23 protein-coding genes and 2 riboswitches are annotated in these 22,391 nt (G+C 66.9%); of the genes, 15 read left to right on the top strand and 8 right to left on the bottom strand.

The genetic code is table 11. From position 1 onward, the window contains the following. Positions 1-99: 99 nt before the first annotated feature. A complete protein-coding gene (locus IVA82_RS18700) occupies positions 100-726 on the bottom strand; it encodes an alpha/beta hydrolase (RefSeq protein WP_247390378.1) in 627 nt (208 codons plus the stop codon). Beyond that, the gene (locus tag IVA82_RS18695) at positions 723-1,661 is read right to left on the bottom strand and encodes a ring-cleaving dioxygenase (protein WP_247390376.1); all 939 of its coding nucleotides are present in this window, start codon (positions 1,659-1,661) and stop codon (positions 723-725) included. Before IVA82_RS18695 ends, IVA82_RS18700 begins: the two co-directional genes overlap by 4 nt. 130 nt (positions 1,662-1,791) lie before the next feature. Here IVA82_RS18695 and IVA82_RS18690 point away from each other — a divergent pair, with 130 nt between their 5' ends. Next, positions 1,792-2,700 carry a LysR family transcriptional regulator gene (locus IVA82_RS18690; RefSeq protein WP_247390374.1) on the top strand — a complete coding sequence of 303 codons (909 nt, stop codon included), beginning with the start codon at positions 1,792-1,794 and terminating at the stop codon, positions 2,698-2,700. Here the strand turns inward: IVA82_RS18690 and bluB are convergent. Genes bluB through cobU form a run of 3 tightly spaced genes read right to left on the bottom strand, consistent with a single transcriptional unit; the run spans position 2,697 to position 4,616 of the window. Then, complete coding sequence (gene bluB / locus IVA82_RS18685) at positions 2,697-3,329, bottom strand: 5,6-dimethylbenzimidazole synthase (RefSeq protein WP_247390372.1); 633 nt, start codon at positions 3,327-3,329, stop codon at positions 2,697-2,699. The two genes, IVA82_RS18690 and bluB, sit on opposite strands and share 4 nt — an antisense overlap. A gap of 4 nt (positions 3,330-3,333) precedes the next feature. Beyond that, a complete protein-coding gene (cobS, locus tag IVA82_RS18680) occupies positions 3,334-4,116 on the bottom strand; it encodes an adenosylcobinamide-GDP ribazoletransferase (RefSeq protein WP_247390370.1) in 783 nt (260 codons plus the stop codon). After that, positions 4,113-4,616, bottom strand: coding sequence for a bifunctional adenosylcobinamide kinase/adenosylcobinamide-phosphate guanylyltransferase (gene cobU / locus IVA82_RS18675; protein WP_247390361.1), 504 nt, complete (start codon positions 4,614-4,616; stop codon positions 4,113-4,115). Before cobU ends, cobS begins: the two co-directional genes overlap by 4 nt. A gap of 128 nt (positions 4,617-4,744) precedes the next feature. Between cobU and cbiB the strand changes: the two genes are divergently transcribed. Both cbiB and cobD read left to right on the top strand, forming a co-directional pair. Next, a complete protein-coding gene (cbiB, locus tag IVA82_RS18670; protein ID WP_247390359.1) occupies positions 4,745-5,686 on the top strand; it encodes an adenosylcobinamide-phosphate synthase CbiB in 942 nt (313 codons plus the stop codon). Positions 5,687-5,697: 11 nt separating this feature from the next. Further along, positions 5,698-6,663 carry a threonine-phosphate decarboxylase CobD gene (gene cobD / locus IVA82_RS18665; RefSeq protein WP_247390357.1) on the top strand — a complete coding sequence of 322 codons (966 nt, stop codon included), beginning with the start codon at positions 5,698-5,700 and terminating at the stop codon, positions 6,661-6,663. Between the two features lie 4 nt (positions 6,664-6,667). On the opposite strand, the gene IVA82_RS18660 is transcribed toward cobD, so the two are convergent. Both IVA82_RS18660 and cobO read right to left on the bottom strand, forming a co-directional pair. Continuing rightward, positions 6,668-8,116 (bottom strand): cobyric acid synthase, encoded by a 1,449-nt coding sequence (locus tag IVA82_RS18660; RefSeq protein ID WP_247390355.1) that lies wholly within the window; start codon positions 8,114-8,116, stop codon positions 6,668-6,670. A 9-nt stretch (positions 8,117-8,125) separates the two neighbouring features. Next, positions 8,126-8,761 carry a cob(I)yrinic acid a,c-diamide adenosyltransferase gene (gene cobO / locus IVA82_RS18655; protein WP_247390353.1) on the bottom strand — a complete coding sequence of 212 codons (636 nt, stop codon included), beginning with the start codon at positions 8,759-8,761 and terminating at the stop codon, positions 8,126-8,128. Between the two features lie 40 nt (positions 8,762-8,801). After that, a riboswitch (cobalamin riboswitch) is annotated at positions 8,802-9,023 on the top strand. Positions 9,024-9,116: 93 nt separating this feature from the next. Here cobO and IVA82_RS18650 point away from each other — a divergent pair. The 7 genes from IVA82_RS18650 to cobJ are packed head-to-tail and all read left to right on the top strand — an operon-like array spanning position 9,117 to position 17,039. Beyond that, positions 9,117-9,491, top strand: coding sequence for a DUF1636 domain-containing protein (locus IVA82_RS18650; RefSeq protein WP_247390351.1), 375 nt, complete (start codon positions 9,117-9,119; stop codon positions 9,489-9,491). Continuing rightward, complete coding sequence (gene cobW / locus IVA82_RS18645; protein WP_247390350.1) at positions 9,488-10,537, top strand: cobalamin biosynthesis protein CobW; 1,050 nt, start codon at positions 9,488-9,490, stop codon at positions 10,535-10,537. The genes IVA82_RS18650 and cobW overlap by 4 nt, the downstream gene beginning before the upstream one ends. Beyond that, positions 10,537-13,785, top strand: a complete 3,249-nt coding sequence (gene cobN / locus IVA82_RS18640; protein WP_247390349.1) for a cobaltochelatase subunit CobN — start codon at positions 10,537-10,539, stop codon at positions 13,783-13,785. Before cobW ends, cobN begins: the two co-directional genes overlap by 1 nt. Then, the gene (gene cobG, locus IVA82_RS18635; RefSeq protein WP_247390348.1) at positions 13,782-14,945 is read left to right on the top strand and encodes a precorrin-3B synthase; all 1,164 of its coding nucleotides are present in this window, start codon (positions 13,782-13,784) and stop codon (positions 14,943-14,945) included. The genes cobN and cobG overlap by 4 nt, the downstream gene beginning before the upstream one ends. Then, positions 14,945-15,574, top strand: coding sequence for a precorrin-8X methylmutase (locus tag IVA82_RS18630; protein ID WP_247390346.1), 630 nt, complete (start codon positions 14,945-14,947; stop codon positions 15,572-15,574). The genes cobG and IVA82_RS18630 overlap by 1 nt, the downstream gene beginning before the upstream one ends. Positions 15,575-15,576: 2 nt before the next feature. Further along, positions 15,577-16,308 carry a precorrin-2 C(20)-methyltransferase gene (locus IVA82_RS18625; protein ID WP_247390337.1) on the top strand — a complete coding sequence of 244 codons (732 nt, stop codon included), beginning with the start codon at positions 15,577-15,579 and terminating at the stop codon, positions 16,306-16,308. Further along, a complete protein-coding gene (gene cobJ, locus IVA82_RS18620) occupies positions 16,305-17,039 on the top strand; it encodes a precorrin-3B C(17)-methyltransferase (protein WP_247390335.1) in 735 nt (244 codons plus the stop codon). The genes IVA82_RS18625 and cobJ overlap by 4 nt, the downstream gene beginning before the upstream one ends. Here cobJ and IVA82_RS18615 read toward each other — a convergent pair. Beyond that, positions 17,015-17,761, bottom strand: coding sequence for a cobalt-precorrin-6A reductase (locus tag IVA82_RS18615; RefSeq protein ID WP_247390332.1), 747 nt, complete (start codon positions 17,759-17,761; stop codon positions 17,015-17,017). The genes cobJ and IVA82_RS18615 overlap by 25 nt on opposite strands. Between IVA82_RS18615 and cbiE the strand changes: the two genes are divergently transcribed. Genes cbiE through cobA form a run of 5 tightly spaced genes read left to right on the top strand, consistent with a single transcriptional unit; the run spans position 17,760 to position 22,120 of the window. Then, positions 17,760-18,941, top strand: coding sequence for a precorrin-6y C5,15-methyltransferase (decarboxylating) subunit CbiE (gene cbiE, locus IVA82_RS18610; protein WP_247390330.1), 1,182 nt, complete (start codon positions 17,760-17,762; stop codon positions 18,939-18,941). The genes IVA82_RS18615 and cbiE overlap by 2 nt on opposite strands. Continuing rightward, the gene (locus IVA82_RS18605; protein WP_247390328.1) at positions 18,938-19,306 is read left to right on the top strand and encodes a cobalamin biosynthesis protein; all 369 of its coding nucleotides are present in this window, start codon (positions 18,938-18,940) and stop codon (positions 19,304-19,306) included. Before cbiE ends, IVA82_RS18605 begins: the two co-directional genes overlap by 4 nt. After that, positions 19,303-20,085 carry a precorrin-4 C(11)-methyltransferase gene (gene cobM / locus IVA82_RS18600; protein ID WP_247390325.1) on the top strand — a complete coding sequence of 261 codons (783 nt, stop codon included), beginning with the start codon at positions 19,303-19,305 and terminating at the stop codon, positions 20,083-20,085. The genes IVA82_RS18605 and cobM overlap by 4 nt, the downstream gene beginning before the upstream one ends. After that, complete coding sequence (locus IVA82_RS18595; protein WP_247390323.1) at positions 20,085-21,395, top strand: cobyrinate a,c-diamide synthase; 1,311 nt, start codon at positions 20,085-20,087, stop codon at positions 21,393-21,395. Before cobM ends, IVA82_RS18595 begins: the two co-directional genes overlap by 1 nt. Continuing rightward, complete coding sequence (gene cobA, locus IVA82_RS18590; RefSeq protein WP_247390320.1) at positions 21,392-22,120, top strand: uroporphyrinogen-III C-methyltransferase; 729 nt, start codon at positions 21,392-21,394, stop codon at positions 22,118-22,120. The genes IVA82_RS18595 and cobA overlap by 4 nt, the downstream gene beginning before the upstream one ends. 48 nt (positions 22,121-22,168) lie before the next feature. Further along, positions 22,169-22,388, top strand: a riboswitch (cobalamin riboswitch). Positions 22,389-22,391 lie beyond the last annotated feature (3 nt).

The following is a 22,391-nucleotide window of genomic DNA, read 5'->3' as shown; positions in this document are numbered from 1 at the left end:
GCTTCAAGTCAACGCCAATCCGTTCGACCTTGCAGTTTTCGCCACACCAAGCGATTCTGGCTGCCTCACAAGGCCGCCGAATTTTGCGCCGGAAAGTAGTTAGGCCGCTTCCGCGGTAATGGCGCCGATCCAGCCGCGGGACAGCGTCACGTCTGCTTGCGACAGTTGGTGCCCCGCCGGCAGGACCTTGTGGCTCACGCTGGCTCCAGCCGCCGACAGCAGGGCCGCCAGCCGTGACGAATTGCTCGCCGGCACGATCGGGTCGGCCTGTCCGGACAGCAGCAGAACCGGCTTACCGTCGAGTGCGGCCTTGGGCTGATCGGACAGGGGCACCATCGCGCGCAGCAGGATCGCACCGGACAGCAAGTCCGGCTTCAGCAGCAGCAGCGCAGCCGCGATATTGGCGCCGTTGGAGAAGCCGACTGCGACCGGCGCAGCGATGCCGTAACGTTGCCGGGCGTCTGCAACGAAGTCGCTGAGTTCAAGCGCGCGGCGACGCACATCCTCCTCGTCGAACACGCCCTCGGTGAGACGGCGGAAGAAGCGCGGCATGCCGTGCTCGAGCACGCGGCCGCGCGGCGAGAGCAGGGCCGAGCCGGGCGAGATCATCTTGCCGAGCCCAACGAGGTCGTTCTCGTCGCCGCCGGTGCCGTGCAGCAGCAGGAGCGGGGTCGAGCCCGCGCTGTTCGCGGGCTCGAAGCAATGGATGAATGCACTCTCGGTCATGACACGCTCTCTTCCAGGCTCGGCAGGACGTCCTCGATCTGCTTGCGTTGCTGTTCGAGGAAGCCCGGCAGCTTCAGGTCGCGGCCCAGCGTCGCAACGGGTTCGTCGACGACGAAGCCGGGGATGTCGGTCGCGATCTCGAACAGCACGCCGCCGGGCTCGCGGAAGTAGATCGAGCGGAAGTAGTTGCGGTCGCGCTGCTCGGTCGGATGCAGGCCGTGATTGGAGACGAGCCTCTGGGCCATCCTGCCTTGCTCGGCATCGTCAGCCGCCCGGAAAGCGATATGGTGCACGGAGCCGCCGCCCTGATGGCCACGCAAGAAGCCCTTGGCCTCGTAAATATCAACGACGCTGCCCTCGACGTCACCGGGCGCCTTGAAGCGGATCACCGAACCTTCGCGCGCGGTTTGCTCTAAGCCGAACACGTCGGTGAGGACGGCAGCCGTCTTCGTCGCGCTGTCAAGCAGCAGCGTCACGCCATGGAAGCCGCGGATCGCATGCTCGGCCGGCACCTCGCCATTGCTCCAGCCCGGCTCGCTCTCGGCACCGGGGACGCCGACCAGCGCCAGCGCCATGCCATCGGGATCGCTAAACGGCAGCACGGACTCCCCGAACCGCTTCTCCAGCGCTTCGCAACGGATGCACTTCTCGGTGAAGCGCTGCGTCCAGTAGCCGAGCGAGCGCTGCGGCACCCGGAAGGCGGTCTGATGGGTCTCGCCGACGCCGCGGCGCCCCGCAGGCGCGCCGGCCCAAGGGAAGAAGGTCAGGATGGTGCCGGGCCGGCCGGTCTCATCGCCATAATAGAAATGGTAGGTGCCGGGGTCGTCGAAATTGACCGTCTTCTTGACGAAGCGCAGGCCGAGGTCTCGGGTGTAGAAGCCGAAATTCCTGATGGGATCGCCGGCAATCGCGGTGACGTGGTGCAGTCCAGACATTTGTTGTTCTCCAAAGCTCGTGGAGCAGTCTTGCTCTGGCCGGAAATATCGTCCCGGTTTGGATCGGAGACAATCCATGCAAATATGACGGCTATGTCTACGATTTGGAACCAATTGCGGGGCTGGACCTTTGGATAAGGTCGCCAGCCTCCACGCCTTCGTGAAGGTGGTCGAAAGCGGCAGCTTTGCCGAGGCGGGCCGCCAGTTGCGGCTCTCGCGCTCCGCCATCAGCAAATACATCGCCGACCTCGAGGAGAGCCTCGGCGTGCAGCTCTTGAACCGGACCACCCGCCACGCGAGCCCGACCGAGAACGGCCAGCAATATTTCGAGCGCGCCGTCGTGATCCTCTCGGAGATCGAGGCCGCCGATCAGGCAGTGACGCAAGCCCAGTCGGCGCCGCGGGGCCTGTTGCGCGTCAACGCGCCGATGTCGTTCGGGACCCTGCGGCTCGGGCCGGTGCTCGCCGACTTCATGGCGCGTTACCCGGAGCTTCAGCTCCAGCTCGTGCTGAGCGACGACCTGCTCGATCCCGTCCAGGACGGCTTCGACGTGACATTGCGGATTGCGGAGCTGGAGTCATCGAGCTTGATCGCGCGGAAGATCGTGCCTGTCGCGCGCAGGATCTGCGCCTCGTCGGATTATCTGGCGCGTCACGGCACGCCGAGGCATCCGCAGGATTTGCGCAACCATGTATCGCTGACTTACGGTTTCCTGCTCACCGGCAACCAGTGGAAGCTCACCGGCGCGGACGGCGACCACTGGATCCAGCCGGCCTGGTCGCTCTGCGTCAACAATGCCGAGGTGCTGCGCGACGTCGCGATCAAGGGCAGGGGCGTCGCGCTGCTTCCCGAATTCATCGCCGCCGATGCCTTGAGGAGAGGCGAGCTGCGCACGGTGCTGGAGGATTATTCCGCGCCGCCGCTGGCGCTCTATGCGGTCTATCCACCGACGCGGCATCTTTCGGTGAAAGTGAGGCTCTTTATCGATTTTCTCGTTGAACGGTTCGGCCGTGAGGAGGAAGCCCTCGCGTCGCGTTAACGCCGCAGCGTGAATTCGTCTGCTCCCCGCCGGTGTTCCCATTTTGCCTTCTCGAGCTCGGGTTGATCGCACTCCGCCTCCGGATAGCCGATGCAGAGATAGGCGACGAATTTCCAGGATGCCGGCACGTCGAGAATGGCGTGGATGCGATCCGGACTGAGGATGGATACCCAGCCGAGCCCGATGCCATCGGCGCGGGCGGCGAGCCACATTGCGGTGATCGCGGCGACCACGGAATATTCCGTCGTCTCGGGCATCGTTGCGCGGCCGAGGCCGTGGCCGATATCGCTGGTCTTGTCGGAGAAGACGGCGAGGTGTCCCGGGGCCTGTTCGAGGCCCGAGAGCTTCAGTGTGGCATAGCGCGCTGCGCGCTCGCCGGCGTAGGTATTCAGGGCGTCGGCGTTGCAGGCCTTGAAGTCGTCGATCACATCGCGGCGCCGTGCCGACTCGTCGACGGTGACGAAGCGCCAAGGCTGGCTCAGGCCGACCGACGGCGAGAGGCAAGCCGTCTCGATCAGGCGATCGATGGCTCCCTCCGGCAGCGGATCGCTACGAAAACGGCGCACGTCGCGTCGCCACACGAAAAGTTCGCGCAATTGCCGGCGAAAGATATCGTCGAACTCGACCATGAGGTCATCGTCCCATCTGAAAGGCCGCTGCCACCAGCAGGATCAGGATCTCACCTGACTGTTCGAACGCGCCAAGGATGTCGCCGGTCTGTCCGCCAATCTGCCGCACGACAAGCCGCGCCAGGATCAGTCCGGCGAGCGACAGCACGATCATGGCAACCAGCGCCTTTCCCGGTCCGAGCGCAAGGGCAAGACAAAGGGTTCCGAGAGCGAAGGCGACGGCCACGCTGCGCCCCGGGGGCGATCCGGCGCTCGCGGACAGCCCGTCGGGCCGCGCCGGGGGCACCAGCGACATGAACGCCGGCAGGCCTGCGCGGGCCGCGGCGTGCGCAGCGCACAGCGCAAGTGCGACCAGCCACGGGTCTGCGATGGCCGCCAGCGCACTCCAGCGCAGGCTGAACGACAGGATCAGCGCACAGACGCCATAAGTGCCGATCCGGCTGTCGCGCATGATCTCGAGCTTGCGCTCACGCGTCCGGCCGCCGCCGAGCCCGTCCGCGGTGTCGGCAAATCCATCCTCGTGCAGCGCGCCGGTGATGAGCGCGGTCGCGGACAGTGCGAGCAGGGCGGATGGACCCGGCGTCAATCCCAACTTGGTCGCCACCGCATAGACCGCAGCGCCCAAAAGGCCAACCAGCAGCCCGGCGACCGGCAGCGCCCAGGTCGCGCGCGTGACGGCACCGTCACCGGCGGGCTTCGATGAACCCACCGGCAGGATCGTGACGAACGACACCGCGATCCTGAGATCTGCGATGACGTCTTTCAGAAATTCGGCGTGGGGCATCATTTCAGTCTCATCGGCAGGCCCGCGACGACGAACTCGACCTCGTCGGCGACATCAGCGATGATCTGGTTCATGATCCCGGCAGCGTCGCGGAAGCTGCGCGCCAGCGCGTTGTCGGGCACGATGCCGAGACCAACCTCGTTGGTGACGAAGACGACGGGGCTCTTGAAGCGGGGTAGGGCGCCGGCAAGCTCTGTGACTTCGCGCTCCCAGTCGCGCTCCGCGTGGAGCAGGTTGGAAAGCCACAGCGTCAGGCAGTCGACGAGCCTTGCGCCGCCGCCATCGGTCGCGACCAGCGCCTGCGCGAGATTGAGCGGCACCTCGCGCTCGATCCAATCGGTTCCGCGCCGCGCGCGATGCGTTGCGATGCGCTCTTCCATCTCCGCATCGAGCGCCTCGGCCGTCGCGACATAGACGGGTCGTCCGGGAAAGGCGCGGGCGCGCGCTTCGGCACGCTTGCTCTTGCCTGATCGCGCTCCGCCTGTGATCAAGATGACGGCCATGAAGGTCTCCTGTCGGCCAGCACTAATCACCAAATGCGCGCAAAGACAAAGCCGAAATCAGGCGTACAGGGGCTTGCGCTGGGCCGGGGCTTTGCGCAACAGGGACGGAGCGAGACGGGGGGACGTACGTGGGCTTTGCGGGTGCGATGGTGGTGGCGATGGCGGTGGATGCCCTGGTGGGCTGGCCGTCGTGGCTGTTCGCGCGGATCGGCCATCCCGTGACCTGGCTCGGCCGGCTGATCGCCGCCGTCGACGCTGCCTGGAATCGGCCTTCCGATCCGCCGGCGCTGCGCCGCGCGGCGGGTGTCGCTGGCGCGCTCGTCGCGATCGCGCTGGCGGTTGCGCTTGGCTGGACGCTTCAATCCGCGCTGTCGTTTGGCTGGATGCAGATCGCGCTGGTCGGCGTGCTGGCCTGGCCGTTGGTCGCGTTGCGCTCGCTCCATGACCATGTCGCCGCCGTCGCGAAACCCTTGCAGGCCGGCGACATCGCCGGCGCGCGCGAGGCGGTTGCGCGCATTGTCGGCCGCGATCCTGCTGCGCTCGATGATGCCGGCATCGCGCGCGCGGCGATCGAGAGCCTCGCGGAAAACGCCTCCGACGGCATCGTGGCGCCGGTGTTCTGGGGCGCCCTGTTCGGCCTGCCCGGGATTCTCGGCTACAAGGCGATCAACACGCTGGATTCCATGATCGGCCATCGCACCGAACGGCACGAGACCTTCGGCTGGGCGGCTGCGCGGATCGACGATGTCGCCAATTTCGTTCCGGCGCGGCTGACCGGATTTCTCTTCGTGCTGCTGGCGCCGCGGCGAGCGGAGGCGCTGTCGTGCATGACGCGCGATGCGCGCCGCCATCGCTCGCCCAACGCCGGCTGGCCGGAAGCGGCGATGGCCGGCGCGCTTGGCGTGCGACTGAGCGGCCCCCGCATTTATCACGACAGCACTACCAACGAGCCCTGGCTGAACGAAGGCGCGCGCGATCCGCTCGCCGCCGACATCACTGATGCCCTGGCAGTCTACCGCCGCGCCATGCTGCTGCTCGCCGGCGTTCTTGCGATCCTGGCGTTCGCGTGAAAGAACAGGACATGCGTGAGCACGGCGGAAATCTCGATCAGGCCCGGCTGCGGTTTGGCGGCCGCGCGGAGGACTGGATCGACCTCTCGACCGGGATCAACCGGCTGCCTTATCCGGTGGGCGAGATCGACGCGCATCATTGGAATGCGTTGCCGTCGCGGTCCGAGATCGAAACTCTGCATCAGGCCGCGCAGCACGCGTATGGCACGAGCGCGCCGATCATTGCGATGAGCGGCGCGCAGGCCGCTATACAATTATTGCCGCAGCTTGCGCCGCACGGCCGGGCGCGCATTCTCGCGCCGACCTATAACGAGTATGCTGCGGTCCTGTCCGTCGCGGGCTGGGAGGTCGAACAGGTCAGCGAGCTCGACGCGCTTGCGGGCGCGGACCTCGCCATTGTCGTCAATCCCAACAATCCCGATGGCCGGTGCCATCCACCGAAGGATCTGCTGGCGCTGCTGCCGTGCGTCGGCCGCCTCGTGATTGACGAGAGCTTTGCCGACGCCGTTCCGCATTTGTCGCTGGCTTCGGAAGCGGAGCGGGCAGAGCTGTTGATCCTGCGCTCCTTTGGAAAATTCTACGGACTCGCCGGCCTGCGGCTCGGCTTTGCGCTTGGCAATGCGGCCGACATTGCGAGACTCGCGGCGATGTCTGGCCCCTGGCCAATATCGGGAGCGGCGATTGCGATTGGTCGCCGAGCGTTGCGCGATGACGATTGGGCCAGAGCAACCTCAGCGCGCCTCGCGCGCGATAGTCTGAGACTCGACGCCATGGCGCAATCGCAGGGCTGGCGGCTCGCTGGCGGCACGCCCCTGTTTCGTCTCTACGAGACGGCCGACGCGCCCGCCGCGCAGGAAAAACTTGCGCGTGGTCGGATCTGGTCCCGCGTCTTCGCGCAGCAACCGACATGGCTGCGCCTAGGGCTGCCGGGCAGCGAAGTCGAATGGGCACGTCTCGCCGAGGTTCTTTCGCGCTGAACGCTTAGCGCGCTAACGCGAGCAAGCCTTCAACATCGAGATGGGTTTCGATGTGATCGGCGAGCGCATCGAGCGCGCTTTCGATCCTGGCGTGATACGGCTCGTCGCCGGCGGGAATGTCGAGCCTTGCGAGATATGCCTTGCGAAAATCGTCCGAAGTGAAGAGGCCGTGCAGATAGCTGCCCTGCACGCGTCCATCGGCAGAGATCGCGCCTTCCGGCGCGCCGTCGAGCCGCGCGAAGTGGCGGGCGCGATCGGGCCCATCGGTCTGGCCGATGTGGATTTCGTAGGCCTGGATCGGTAGATCCGTGGCCGCGTGCACGGCCGAGACACGCGTCAGCGTCTTCTGCGCGCTCATCTCTGTCGTCACATCCAAAAGTCCAAGACCCGGCGTTTCGCCGGCCGGTCCTTCAATCCCGTCGGGGTCGGCGACGCTGCGTCCGAGCATCTGATAGCCGCCGCAGAGGCCGAGCACATGGCCGCCTCTGCGGTGATGGGCCACGAGATCGATGTCCCAGCCTTGCGCGCGCAGGAAAGCGAGATCGCCGCGCGTCGATTTGGAGCCGGGGATGATGACGAGATGCACATCGCCGGGGATTGCTTCGCCCGGACGCACCATCATGAGATCGACGCCAGGCTCGAGCTTGAGTGGATCCAGATCGTCGAAGTTGGCGATGCGCGACAACGCAAGACAGGCGATCTTGCATTGACCCGGCTTTCGCGCATCGCTTAGGCCCAGCGCATCTTCGGCCGGAAGCTCGCCGGCGCGGGCAAACCAGGGCAGCACGCCGAAACCGCGCCAAGCAGTCTTTTCTTCGATCAACCTGTAGCCGTCGTCGAACAGCGTGGGATCACCGCGGAACTTGTTGATGACGAAACCCCGGATCATCGCGGCATCATCCGGATCGATCACCGTCTTGATGCCGACGAGTTGTGCGATGACGCCGCCGCGATCGATGTCGCCGACCAGCACGACCGGCACATCGGCCTTGCGCGCAAATCCCATATTGGCGATATCGGCCTTGCGCAGATTGACCTCGGCCGCGCTGCCGGCGCCTTCGACCAGCACGAGATCGGCGCGTGCCTTCAGCCGCTCAAAGCTCTCCAGCACCGCGCCCATCAGCTGTGGCTTCATCGCCGCATACTCACGCGCCCGCACGGTTGCGACGCGTTTTCCCTGCACGATCACCTGCGCGCCGACATCGGTCTCGGGCTTGAGCAGCACCGGGTTCATGTCGGTGTGCGGTTCGGTGCCGGCGGCGAGCGCCTGGAGTGCCTGGGCGCGGCCGATCTCGCCGCCGTCAACGGTGACGGCGGCATTGTTCGACATGTTCTGCGGCTTGAACGGGAGCACGCGCAGGCCGCGGCGTGTGAAGGCACGTGCAAGGCCGGCGACGATGAGCGACTTGCCCACGTCCGAGCCGGCCCCCTGGATCATCAATGCGCGCGCCATCGCGAGGTCTCAGAACTCGACGCCGGCTTGCGCCTTGATGCCGGAGCGGAACGGATGCTTGACCAGCGTCATCTCGGTGACGAGGTCGGCGATCTCGATCAATTCGTCCTTGGCGTTGCGGCCGGTGAGGACGACATGCGTCATCGGCGGCTTGTGCTTTGTCAGGAACTCGACGACCTCAGCGATGTCGAGATAGTCGTAGCGCAGCGCGATGTTGATCTCGTCGAGCACGACCATGCGCAAGCTGGAATCGAGAATAAGCTCCCTGGCCTTCTCCCAGCCGGCACGCGCAGCGGCGATGTCGCGCGCGCGGTCCTGCGTCTCCCAGGTGAAGCCTTCGCCCATCGCATGGAACTGGCAGAGATCGCCGAAATGGCCGGTGAGCAGGCGCCGCTCGCCAGTGTCCCATGCGCCCTTGATGAATTGCACGACCGCGCAAGGAAAGCCGTGGGCGACGCAGCGCACGATCATGCCAAAGGCGGAGGACGACTTGCCCTTGCCGGCGCCGGTGTGGACGATGATGAGGCCCTTTTCGCCGCTCTTGGTCGCCATGATCTTGTCGCGGGCGATCTTCTTCTTGGCCATTTTCGCGGCGTGGCGGGCGTCGGTTTCCTCGACCGTTCGGGTATCCGGTTCAGGCGTCATCGGACAGGGTCCTTCGGCTTGACAAGTGGCGGCCGTGGGCAAATGGTGGGCCGGTGTTGGTTCCTGTCCTACGACAGGCGAAGAGGGAATGCGATAGGGTCCGAATCAGCAAGATTTGGGTCCAAAATGCAGCCGCCCCCGCGACCGTGACCGGAGAGATGCCCAAAGCCACTGACCCCCGCGGGGATCGGGAAGGCGGGGATCGAAGGGCGAAAGCCCTGCTCCGCAAGCCGGGAGACCTGCCAGCGCGGAAGTTTTGGACCGGCGGACGGGGTGTTCCGCGACGGGGAAGCGGGCCTTCGCAAGAATGGTTCGCGCGCCTCATCGCCTCCCGCTGTTTATCCTGGAAGAGGCGATGACCGTCACACTTCACGTCTGTATCACCTGCCGTGCCGGCCAGACGCTTGGCGAGGGCGAGGTCGCGCCGGGCAAGCGCCTGCACGGCGCGATTCTCGATGCCGGCGTGCCCGATGGCGTTATCGTTGTTCCCGTCGAATGCCTGTCGGCCTGTAGCCAGGGTTGCTCGGTCGCGCTCAGCGCGCCGGGCCGCTGGTCCTATGTCTACGGCCGGCTGTCGGAAGCCCATGCGTGCGACGTGATTGCGGGCGCCGCGGCCTATGCCAGCGCGCCCGATGGCATCGTGCCCTGGCGCAGCCGGCCCGAAATCTTCCGCAAGCAATCGCTTGCCCGCATTCCTCCCATCGCCGCCCTGCCGGAGCCCGCCGAATGAATTCGCTTGCAAAAGTCCCGGTCACCGTCGTCACGGGTTTTCTCGGCTCCGGCAAGACGACGCTGATCCAGCATCTGCTTGCCAATGCCAACGGCAAGAAGCTCGCGGTGCTCGTCAACGAGTTCGGCAGTGTCGGCGTCGATGGCGACATTTTGAAATCCTGCGCCGATGCCAGCTGCCCGGAAGAGAACATCATCGAACTTGCCAACGGTTGCATCTGCTGCACCGTCGCCGATGATTTCATTCCGACCATGGAGCGGTTGCTGGCGCGGCCGGTGCGGCCCGACCACATCCTGATCGAGACCTCGGGCCTGGCGCTGCCCAAGCCGCTGCTCAAGGCGTTCGATTGGCCACAGATCCGCTCGCGCATCACCGTCGACGGCGTGATCGCGCTCGCCGATGCCGAGGCTGTCGCCGCCGGCCGTTTCGCGCCGAACCCGTACGCGGTCGAAGCGCAGCGCGCGGCGGACGCGAATCTCGATCACGAGACGCCGCTGTCGGAAGTGTTCGAGGATCAGATCGCCTGCGCCGACATCGTGCTGCTGACCAAGGCCGACCTGGCCGGCGCGGCGGGACTAGAAGCGGCCAGGGCTGCCATCACGGCCGAGATGTCGCGCAGCGTGCCGATGCTGGCGGTCACCGACGGCGCCATCGACGCGCGCCTCATCCTCGGTCTCGGCGCTGCTGCGGAGAATGATCTCGCGGCGCGTCCCTCCCATCATGACGGAGAGGAAGAGCACGAGCACGACGATTTTGCCTCCGTGGTGATCGATCTTCCGGAGGTCACGGATATCGACGCGCTGGTCGCGTCGGTCCAGCGTCTCGCACGAGAGCAGAATGTGCTGCGCGCCAAGGGCTATATCGCAGTGGCGGGCAAGCCGATGCGCTTGCTGCTCCAGGCGGTCGGCGAGCGGGTGCGGCACCAGTTCGACAAGCCCTGGGGAGCGGGCGCGCGGCAGTCAAAACTCGTCGTGATCGGCGAGCATGGCGATATCGACGAGGCCGCGATCAAGGCGGGATTTGGTTTTTCAGGATCTGGCATCTGATGCACGTCGTCTTCCGCGAGAGCCGCGGTCTCGAGGAGACCGCGACGCCAAGGGACATCGGCCAGAACCCGGCCGATCTCGTGGTGCTCTCGTTTTCGGACTCTGATCTTGCTGCGTTCGCGTCCGGCTGGCGGCGCGGCCGTGACAGCCTGCCGTCGCTGCGGCTGGCGAACCTTGCGGAGCTGCGCCATCCGCTGTCGGTCGACACCTATATCGAGCGCACGCTCTCGCAGGCGCGCGGCATTCTGGTGCGCTTGATCGGCGGCTTGTCCTACTGGTCCTATGGGCTCGCGGCCCTGCATCAGCTGGCGAAGGAGCGCAACATCGTGCTGGCCGTACTGCCGGCCGACGGCCGCGACGACGCGCGGTTAGACGCCTACTCGACCCTGCCGGTCTCGACGCTGCGCCGGCTGAAAGTGCTCTGCGACACCGGCGGCCCGGTCGCAGCCCAAGCTGCGATCGCGCAGCTTGGGCTGGCGTCCGGCCTCTATGCCGGGCCGGTCGTCGGCGAGATCACCGTTCCCGATATGGGTTTTTATGATCCAGCGCGCGGTGTCATTGCGGCGCCGATGGCCAGCGAGGGCAAGCCACGCGCGGTGGTGACCTTCTATCGCTCGTATCTCACCGCGGCGGATACAGGTCCGATCGATGCCTTGATCGCGGCGCTGCGCGGCGAGGGCTTTGACGCCTACGGCGTGTTCGTCACCTCGCTGAAGGCTGCGGGCGTCGCGGATTGGTTGCGAACTCATCTCGCACAAGATCCCGCCGCCGCGATCGTCAATGCGACGGCCTTCTCGGCAATGGGGAATGACGGCACGACGCCGTTCGATGCCGTTCCATGCCCGGTGTTTCAGGTCGCACTCTCGACGGCGCGGCGCGAGGACTGGGAGGGATCGCTACGCGGCCTGTCGCCCGGCGATCTTGCGATGCATGTGGTGCTGCCCGAGGTCGATGGTCGCCTGTTCACGGGCGTGGTGAGCTTCAAGTCGGCCGCGATGCGCGATCCCGATCTGCAATTCTCGCACCTTGCGCATCGCGCGGATGAAGAGCGGGTGAAGGCCGTCGCCGCGCGCGTCGCGGCCTGGCAGCGGCTTGCGGAGAAGCGGACAAGCGACAAGCGGCTGGCGATCGTGCTCTCGAACTATCCGGGACGCCCGCACCAGATCGCGCATGCGGTTGGTCTGGATGCGCTCGCCTCGGTCGAGGCATTGCTGTCGGACCTGGCTGGCGCCGGCTACGACCTCGTGCCGATACAAGCGCTCGGCGAGACCCTGCTGAACCGGCTATTGACCTGGAACGTCGCCGACTATCGCGCGGCTCTCTCGCGTCTCCCACAGGATTTGCAGGATGATCTCGCGCGTGCCTGGGGCGCACCGGAAGATGATCCGAGCTGCCGCGATGACGCGTTCCACTTCGCCGCGATCATTTGCGGCAAGTCGATCATCGCAGTCCAGCCCGAGCGCGGTGACGCGACTACCCGCGGTGCCGACTATCACGATCTAGCGCGCACGCCGCGCCACGCCTATGTCGCCTTCTATCTCTGGCTCCGCGCGCAGGGCATCGACGCCGCCGTGCACATGGGCGCGCACGGCACGCTGGAATGGCTGCCCGGAAAATCCGTGGCGCTGTCATCAAGCTGCTGGCCGGAAGCCCTGATCGGCGATCTGCCAATCATCTATCCCTTCATCGTCAACGATCCCGGCGAGGCCGCACAGGCCAAGCGGCGCACGGGCGCGGTGACGATCGGCCATCTGCCGCCGCCGCTTGCCGCGTCCGCTGTGCCGGATGGTCTGCGCCGGCTCGAACAACTCCTCGACGAATATTCGACCGCCGATGGTCTGGATCCCGCCCGCCGCCAGCGACTGATCGCTGCGATTCGCGACGAAGCTCGTGTGGCCGGATTGGAAGACGATCTCGGCCTCGATGCGTCGGCCGCACCGGCGGAAGCCATCCCACGGATCGATCGTTTCGTCTGCGATCTCAAGGAAAGTCAGTTCGGCGACGGTTTGCACGTATTCGGCCGCGGCGCCTGCGGCGATGCCGAGCGGGACGCGCTGAGTGCGGCACTCGCGGGCAGGCGTGTTGCGCCGGGACCGTCGGGCTCACCCTATCGCGGGCGCCAGGAGGTGCTGCCGACCGGGCGCAATCTCTTTGCGGTCGATCCGCGCGCGGTGCCGACGCCGTCGGCGCATGCGCAAGGCATCAAGCTCGCGGAAGAGCTGCTCCGCCGTCACTTGCAGGATCATGGCGACTGGCCGAAAGGACTCGTAGTTGACCTCTGGGGCTCGGCAACGATGCGCACGGCGGGCGAAGAGTTTGCGATGGCGCTGCATCTGGCCGGCGTCGCGCCGCGCTGGGATCATGCGTCCGGCCGCGTGACCGGCTACGACATCATCGCGCCGGCTGAGCTCGGCCGCCCCCGCATCGACGTCACGCTGCGTGTGTCGGGCCTGTTCCGCGATGTTTTTGCAGAACTGGCGCAATTGTTTGAAGCCGCCGCCGAGGCGCTCTCGGCGCGCGAGGACGAGGGCGACGAAAATCCTTATCGCCATCGCGCATCCCGCGTGTTCGCGCCGCGCCCCGGACAATATGGCGTCGGTCTGTCGTCGATCCCGGACGTTTTCACGTCTGATAGCCGCGAGGCGGCGGGCGAAGCCTGGCTGTCGGCATCGTCCTGGGCGTTCTCCGCCGACGGCGCGATCAAGCCGGATCGCGCCGGCATCGAATCGCGGCTCGCATCTGCCGACGCTTTCGTCCACGTTCAGGACTTGCCGGAAACGGATCTTCTGCTCGCCGCCGACTATGCTGCTCACGAAGCAGGTGTTGCGGCCGCCGCCGCGAGGCTCGGCGCGGCTACGCCGTCGCTCTATCATCTCGATGCGACTCGTCCCGACGAGCTGCATGCGCGCACCCTGACCGAAGAAATCTCGCGCGTGGTTCGCGCGCGCGCCGCCAATCCGGCCTGGATCGCCGGCATGATGCGCCACGGTTTTCGCGGCGCTGCCGAGATCACGGCGACGCTCGTGCATATGGCCGCGTTCGCGCATCTGGCCGGAGCCGTGCCGCCGCATCTGTTCGATCTCTACTACGATGCCACGCTCGGCGACGACGGCGTCCGCGCCTTTATGGCGCAGGAAAATCCGGCGGCTCTGGCCGCGATGCAGACCTGCTTCACGCGCTTGCACGAGGCTTCACTCTGGCGAACGCGCCGTAATTCGATCGCGGCTTCGTTGCGGGAGGCGTCATGAGCGCGTTTTCGGTCAAGGGCTGGTGTCCCGGTGCGCTGCGGCCGATGCAATCGGGCGATGGGCTCGTGGTCCGGGTGCGTCCTTTCGGTGGGCGTCTTGAAGCAGCACAGGTTGCCGGACTTGCTGACCTTGCTGAACGCGTCGGCAACGGCCTCGTTGACGTGACGAGTCGCGCGAACCTCCAGATTAGGGGCGTCGACGAACAGGGGCATCGGCTAGTGCTCGAGGGACTCGCGTCGCTGGGGGTGCTCGACCACGACGCCGACACCGAAGCCCGGCGCAACATCCTGGTGACGCCGTTCTGGAGCCCCAGTGATGAGACGCAGTCGCTCGCCGCAGAGCTTGAAGAAGCGCTCGCCGACAGCGCACTCGCGCTGCCCACCAAATTCGGCTTCGCCATAGACGACGGGAAGTCGCGCGTGCTGGCCGGCGATTCCGCCGACGTTCGCATCGAACGCGATCGTGGCGGCCGGCTGCTGGTGCGGGCCGATGGCGCGACGCTCGGCCGATCGGTCGCACGCGGAGCGGCAGTGAGCACGGCGCTTGCGCTCGCAAACTGGTTCATCGTCTCCGGTGGTGCCAAAGCCGGGCGGGGGCGCATGGCCGCCCACATCGCGGCCGGTGTAGCATTGCCCGTGGCCTTGCGCGGTGAGACCGAGCCTGCCCCCGTGATGGCTGCGTTACAGCCCGGGCATTATCCGCAAGGCGTAATGGTTGGGGTCGCGTTCGGGCAGATGCTGCACTCGACGCTCCGTCAATTCGCCGGATCCGGACATGCGCTGCGCATGACGCCATGGCGGATGGTTCTGAGCGAGGGCAAGCGCGAGATGCCGAGCACGGCAGGCCTCATCACGGAGCCCTACGATCCCGCGCTGCGCGTCATCGCCTGTAGCGGCGCTCCGCGCTGCCGCGAGGCGCATGCCGATGCGCGCGCGCTGGCGGCCGCACTTGCGCCGCGCATTGCCGCCGATACGCGGCTTCACGTTTCCGGTTGCGCCAAAGGCTGTGCCCGTTCCGGTGCCTCGGCAGTGACGCTGGTTGCGACCAGCGCCGGCTTCGATCTCGTCCGCGACGGCTCGACGCGCGATCAGCCGGTGCTGCGTGGCTTGAACGGCGCCGACATCGTCAGCGATCCCTCCATCCTGATGGGAGGGCACTGATGCCGTACGTCTACGAGACCGATGGCGCGGCGATCTACCGGCAGTCTTTCGCGACCATCCGGGCCGAGGCGGATCTGGCACGCTTCACGCCGGATGAGGAGCAGGTGGTGGTGCGGATGATCCACGCCGCCGGCCTGGTTGGGCTGGAGACGCATATCCGTTTCACGCCCGGCATGGTAACCGCTGCGCGCGCGGCGTTGCAGAGAGGCGCACCGATCCTGTGCGACGCGCGCATGGTCTCGGAAGGAATCACGCGCGCAAGATTGCCGGCCGGTAACGCCGTCATCTGCACGCTCGGCGATCCGGCCGTTCCTGCGCTCGCGCAATCCATCCGCAACACGCGCTCGGCGGCGGCGCTGGAGTTGTGGCGGCCGCATCTCGACGGCGCGATCGTTGCCATCGGCAATGCGCCGACCGCGCTGTTTCATCTCCTCAACATGCTGGAAGACCGCAGCTGCCCTCGGCCGGCGGCGATCATCGGTTGCCCCGTCGGCTTCGTCGGCGCCGCCGAATCCAAGGCGGCACTGATGGCCGATCCGCCGGTGCCGGCGCTGACCGTCGAGGGCCGTCTCGGCGGCTCCGCGATCACCGTCGCCGCCGTCAACGCGCTGGCGAGCCGGAGCGAATAGCGATGGGACGCATCATCTGCTGCGGTCTTGGCCCCGGCGATCCCGACCTGATGAGCGTGCGCGCGGACCGGACCGTGCGCGCCGCAAAACACGTCGCCTATTTTCGCAAGAAGAGCCGGCCCGGCCAGGCGCGCCGTATCGTCGAGGGCACGCTCGCGAGCGACGTGACCGAATATCCGATGGAGTATCCGGTCACCACGGAGATCGCCTTCGACAGTCCCGAATATGTCCGCCTGCTTGCCGGCTTCTACGACGAATGGGCGGAGCGGCTGGCACGGCTCGCGCGCGCGGTCGATGTCGTCGTGCTCTGCGAGGGCGATCCCTATTTTTACGGCTCCTTCATGCATCTGCACTCGCGCCTGCAAGGCCGCGTCGAGATCGAGGTGATTGCGGGCATTCCCGGCATGGTTGGCTGCTGGAACGCCGTGGGTCAGCCGGTCGCGCTGGGCGATGACGTGATGATGGTGCTGATGGGGACGCTGGCGGAGGCCGAACTCGAACGGCGGATGCGGGATTCCGAATCGCTGATCATTATGAAGACTGGCCGCAATCTCCAGAAGGTGCGGCGCGCACTTGCTGCCGCCGGAAGGCTGGGCGATGCCTGGCTGGTCGAGCGCGGTACCATGGCGGGCGAGCGTGTCGCCCGGCTCGCCGACATCGATGCCGCCGATTGTCCCTATTTCGCAATTGTGCTCGTGCACGGCAAGGGTCGGCATCTGGACGCCGCCGAATGACGGGCACGCTGACCATCGCGGGCCTTGGCCCGGGCAGCGACGCGCTGGTGACGCCCGAGGTCTCCGTCGCGCTTGCAGCCGCAACCGACATTCTAGGTTATGCGCCCTACGTCGCGCGCGTGCCGCCGCGATCTGGTCTCACCCTGCATCCGTCCGACAACCGCGAGGAGTTGCAGCGCGCACGCGAGGCCTTGCGGCTGGCTGCCGAAGGCGGGCAGGTTGTCGTCGTGTCCTCGGGGGACCCTGGCGTATTCGCGATGGCGTCCGCCGTATTCGAGGCGCTCGAACAGGCACCGCAATGGCGGGAGCTTCCGATCCGCGTGCTGCCCGGCATCACGGCGATGCTTGCGGCGGCCGCGCGCGCCGGGGCACCGCTCGGCCATGACTTCTGTGCGATCAATCTCTCCGACAATCTCAAGCCGTGGGCTGTGATCGAGAAGCGGCTGCGGCTCGCCGCGGAAGCCGATTTTGCCATCGCGATGTACAATCCGCGCTCGGTGAGCCGGCCCGAGGGTTTTGGCCGTGCGCTTGCGCTGTTGAAGGACGCCGGTTGCGGCGAGCGCCTCGTAGTCTTTGCACGTGCGGTCAGCGCGCCCGACGAGCGGATCGAAACCGTCACGCTAAACCAAGCCCGGCCCGAGATGGCCGACATGCGCACGCTCGTGATCGTGGCCAATTCGCAGACGCGCCGCGTTGGCCGCTGGATCTACGCGCCGAGGCAGGACCGATGACCAAGCCAGTACATCACCTCGGCCGCGCTTTCCACCCGTCGTCGTTCGGGCAGCTCTGGCCGCGAGATCATGACCACGGGCAGGCCGAGTTCACGGGCGGCGTCGATCTTGGCGCGCGCGCCGTCGCCGCCGGAATTGCGGGCGACAATCCGCGCAATGCCACGCGCCTGCATCATCGTCAATTCGGCCTCGAGTGTGAACGGTCCGCGCGACACGATCACATCCGCCGCGAAGGGCAGGGGCGCTTCGGGCGGATCGACGAAACGGAGCGTGTAGGCGTGCTGCGGCTTTGCCGCGAACGGCGCGATGTGCTGGCGGCCGATGGCGAGGAAGACCTTCGCCGGGCTCTCCGGAAGCGCGGAGACCGCAGCGTTGACTTCAGCGACCTCGATCCAGTGGTCGCCATGCATCTTGTTCCAGGGCGCGCGCTCGAGCGCGATCAGCGGCGTTCTAGTGGCCTTGCACGCCTCCACCGCGTTGCGGCTCATCTCGGCGGCAAAGGGATGCGTCGCATCGATCACATGTGTGACGCCTTCACGGCGGATGTAATCGGCAAGCCCGCTGACGCCGCCGAAGCCGCCGATGCGGGTCGGCAGCGGCTGGTCGGCCGGCGCGCGGGTGCGGCCGCCATAGGAATAGACGGCCGCGATGCCCGCGCGCGCGATCTCCGCTGCGAGCAGGCTCGCATCGGCTGTTCCGCCCAGAATGAGGGCGCGCGTCATGGCTGATCCCTGGTTGACTATCATCGGTATCGGCGAAGATGGCCTTGCGGGGCTATCCGAGGCAAGCCGAAAGGCGCTTGCCGATGCAGAAACCGTCTTCGGCGGTGAGCGTCATCTTGCGCTCGCAGACGTTGGTAGGCGCGGCCGTCCATGGCCGGTGCCGTTCGACGCGGAGGTCGTGCTGAGCTGCCGCGGCCGCCCGACCGTAGTGCTCGCCTCCGGCGATCCGTTCTGGCACGGCGCCGGCGCAAGCCTCGCCGAGAAGCTCGAGGCCGGCGACTGGATTGCGCATTCGGCGCCGTCGACCTTCTCGCTCGCGGCCGCGCGGCTGGGCTGGCGGCTTGAATCCGTCGTCTGCCTCGGCCTTCATGCTGCGCCATTCGAGCGGCTCATGCCGCATCTGGCGCGTGACGCGCGGATCATTTGCCTCGTGCGTGACGGCAAGGCGGCCGGTGATCTGGCAAGATGGCTGAGCGAGCGCGAATGGGGCACCACGGTATTCTGGACTCTCGCCGCGCTCGGCGGGCCGCGTGAAAGCATCGCAAAGCATCGCGCCGACAGCTTTGCGGGCGGTCTAGCCGGAAACCTCATTGCGGTTGCATTGGAAGCGACAGGAGCGCAGGGCATTCCCCGCAGCTCCGGTGTTGCGGATGATCTTTTTGTCCATGACGGCCAGATCACCAAGCGGCCGGTGCGCGCGCTGGCGCTCTCGGCGCTGGCGCCGCGCGCCGGGGAGAGGCTGTGGGACATCGGCGCCGGTTCGGGCTCGATTTCGATCGAATGGGCGCTGTGCGGCGGAACCGCGGTCGCCATCGAGGCGCGCGAGGATCGTGCGGCGAACATCCGCAGCAACGCAGCGGCGTTGGGACTGGCGCATCGGATCGCCGTGATTGCAGGGACGGCGCCGGAAGCCCTGGCTGCGCTGGAGGTGCCAGATGCCGTCTTCATCGGTGGTGGAATTGATACCGAGATGTTCGATGCTGTCTGGTCGCGTCTCGCGCAGGGCACGCGACTGGTCGCGCATGCGGTCACGATCGAGACGGAAGCACTGCTCGGCGAGCTGCATCAGCGCCATGGCGGCGAGCTGATGCGGGTCGAGATCGCCCATGCCGGCCCACTCGGTCGATATCGTTCCTGGGAGACGGCGCGTCCGGTGGTGCAATGGAGCGCGGTTCGATGAGGGTCGCCGGCTTCGGGTTCAAGCAGGACGTTACGCTGGACTCGCTGCGCGAGGCGCTCGTTGCCGCCGGCGGTCTCGCCGGGCTTGCGGCGGTGGCGACGGTCATCGAGAAGGCAGGCACGGAGGCACTGAAGCAGCTTGCGCAGGAATGCGGTGTGCCGATCAAGGCCGTTCCCGCCGATGTATTGGCTGATGTCGACACGTCTACCCAGTCAAAACGCATCATCGAAAAGTTCGGCACGGGATCGGTCGCCGAGGCTGCGGCGCTTGCGGCAGCCGGACCTCGGGCGCGACTGATTGCGACGCGGGCGGTCTCGCGGGATCGAACCGCGACTGCGGCGATCGCGGAAGGAGACGGCGAATGACGGTGCATTTCATCGGCGCAGGGCCGGGCGCGCCCGATTTGCTGACGTTGCGCGGGCGCGACCTGATTGCGGCTTGTCCGGTTTGCCTCTATGCCGGCTCGCTGGTGCCCGAAGGCGTGCTGGCGCATTGCCCGCCGGGTGCGCGGATCGTCAATACGGCGCCGCTCTCGCTCGATGAGATCGTCGCAGAGATCGCCGCTGCGCATGCCGGCGGCAAAGACGTTGCGCGGCTGCATTCCGGCGATCTCTCGATCTGGTCGGCAATGGGCGAACAGCTCCGCCGCCTGCGCGCGCTCGGCATTCCCTACACCGTGACGCCGGGCGTGCCGGCCTTCTCGGCTGCTGCGGCGGCGCTCGAAGCCGAACTGACATTGCCGGGCCTCGCGCAGAGCGTGGTGCTGACACGTACGCCGGGCCGCGCCAGCGCGATGCCCGAGGGCGAGAAGCTCGCCGCCTTTGCCGCAACCGGCGCAGTGCTCGCCATCCACCTGTCGATCCATCTGCTCGACAAGGTCGTCGCCGAGCTTACCCCGCACTACGGCGCGGATTGCCCGGTCGCCATCGTCTGGCGCGCGAGCTGGCCGGATCAGCGCATCGTCCGCGCCACGCTGGCGACGCTCGATGCTGCCGTCGGGGCCGAGCTCGAACGTACCGCTCTCATCCTTGTCGGCAAGACTCTGGGCTCGGCGGATTTTGCCGAGAGCCGCCTCTATGCCGCCGAGTATGACCGCCGCTATCGACCGGTCGGCGCCGAGCCGCGCTTTCCGGAGGCGTCGTGATGCCCGCGGGTCTCGTCATCTCCGCGCCGGCCTCCGGCATCGGCAAGACGACGTTGACCCTGGCGCTCGCGCGCGCCTGGCGCAGTCGCGGATTGCAAGTGCAGTGCTTCAAGAGCGGGCCGGATTATATCGATCCTGCGTTCCATGCCGCAGCGACGGGTCGCGCGTCCGTCAACATCGACAGCTGGGCCATGGACCGCGCGACCATCGTGCATCTCGTCGGTCGCGGTGCGGACGCCGATATCGTGCTCGCCGAGGGGTCGATGGGCCTGTTCGACGGAGTCGCTGCGCGCGGCGTCTGCGGCACCGGTGCGACTGCCGATATCGCGGAGATGCTGGGCTGGCCGGTGCTGCTGGTGATAGATCCATCCGGACAGGCGCAGACGGCGGCGGCCATCGCTGCCGGCTTGCGCGACTATCGCGCGGGCGTGCAGCTTGCCGGCATCGTGCTCAACCGTGTCGCCAGCGCGCGCCACGAAGACCTCGTGCGGCGCGCGCTTGCCGATGCCGGCATTGCCGTGTTCGGCGCGCTGCCGCGCCATGCCGAGATCAGCCTGCCGAAGCGGCATCTCGGCCTGGTGCAGGCCGAGGAGCAGGCCGAGATCGGCAGCTTGATCGATGAAGCCGCGCGCTTCGTCAGCGCCCATGTCGACATCGATGCCGTGCTGCGATCGGCCGCCGCGTGGTCGCCGCGACCGGCGGGAAACGGCCTCAACGTGATGCCGCCCGGTCAGCGTATTGCTTTGGCGCGCGATGCCGCGTTCTCATTCGTCTATCCGCACATGCTGGAGGGGTGGCACGCCGCCGGCGCCGAGATATCGACGTTCTCGCCGCTCGCCGACGAAACGCCCGATCCGAATGCCAATGTCTGCTGGTTGCCCGGCGGTTATCCCGAGCTTCACGCCGGAACGCTTGCAGCCAATACCCGCTTTCGCGATGGCTTGCGCACCTTCGCCGAGACGCGACCGGTGCATGGCGAATGCGGAGGCTATATGGTGCTAGGCACAGGCCTCACCGCTGCCGACGGCGTCCGCCATGAGATGGCGGGCCTGCTCGGCTTGGAGACGAGCTTTGCCAAACGCCGCATGCATCTCGGCTATCGTCTGGCCGAGCTGGCCGCGCCGATGCCGGGGCACGACGCCGGTGCGCGCCTGCGCGGTCACGAGTTCCATTATTCGACCATCGTGGCGCAGCCGGATACGCCACTCGCGGTCGTGCATGACGCAACCGGTGCGGTCATCGCCGAGACCGGCTCGCGGCGCGGCCATGCCACCGGCACGTTCTTTCACCTGATCGCGGAGGACCGGTGAGCGGGTTCGTCTCCTTCATCTCCGCCGGTCCCGGCGACCCCGAGCTTCTCACGCTCAAAGGCGCCGCGCGGCTGCGCGAGGCCGATGTCGTTCTCTATGACGATCTCGCATCCGGCGCGATTCTCGATCTGGCCCGACCCGGCGCCAATCTCGTCGCGGTGGGGAAGCGGGCGGGCCGGCCCTCGACCAAGCAGCACCATGTCAACCGCCTGTTGGTCGACTATGCCGCGACCGGGTCACGTGTCGTGCGCCTGAAGTCGGGCGATGCCGGCATTTTCGGCCGGCTTGAGGAGGAGCTCGAGACGCTGCGCGACGCCGGCATCGGCTACGAGATCATTCCCGGCGTCACCTCGGCCTGCGTTGCGGCCGCGCAAGCTGGTATTCCTCTGACCCGGCGCCACACCTCGCGCCGGGTGCAGTTCGTGACCGGGGCCGATGTCACCGGCGACCTTCCGCAGAACCTGAATTGGGCGGCGCTGGCCGATCCAGAAGCAACCACCGTCGTCTATATGGGCCGCCGCACCTTTCCCGCGCTTGCGGCAAAATTGATCGAACATGGCCTCGCCCCAGGCACACCGGCACTGCTTGCCGAATCCCTTGGCCGTTCCGACGAACGGCTGGTCCGCACCACCATTGCCGAGCTGGCCGAACAGCTTGCGCGGGGTGGCGCGGCCTCCACGGCGGCCGTCATCCTGTTCGGTGCGTTGGCGGGAGAATATCCGTAATGACGCTTGCGGCCGCCCTTCGCCCCTTGACGCCCGGCTTGCGAAAGGGGCACACAGGAGACGCATGGTGCTCGACGCGGCGCAAAGCGCCAGAGCATAATCGGGAATGGGGATGGGCGGACCAAATCGCGGCGCCCAAAACCCCAGCCGCCCCCGCGACTGTAAGCGGTGAGGGGCTCCAATCAGCCACTGGGCCGCGAGGCTCGGGAAGGCCGGAGAACCCAGTGAACCGCGAGCCAGGAGACCGGCCGTGCACGTTTTGAAGCCAAGG

Source organism: Bradyrhizobium sp. 142, from assembly GCF_023074015.1.
Taxonomy (GTDB): domain Bacteria; phylum Pseudomonadota; class Alphaproteobacteria; order Rhizobiales; family Xanthobacteraceae; genus Bradyrhizobium.
This window is presented reverse-complemented; position numbering and strand designations above follow the sequence as displayed.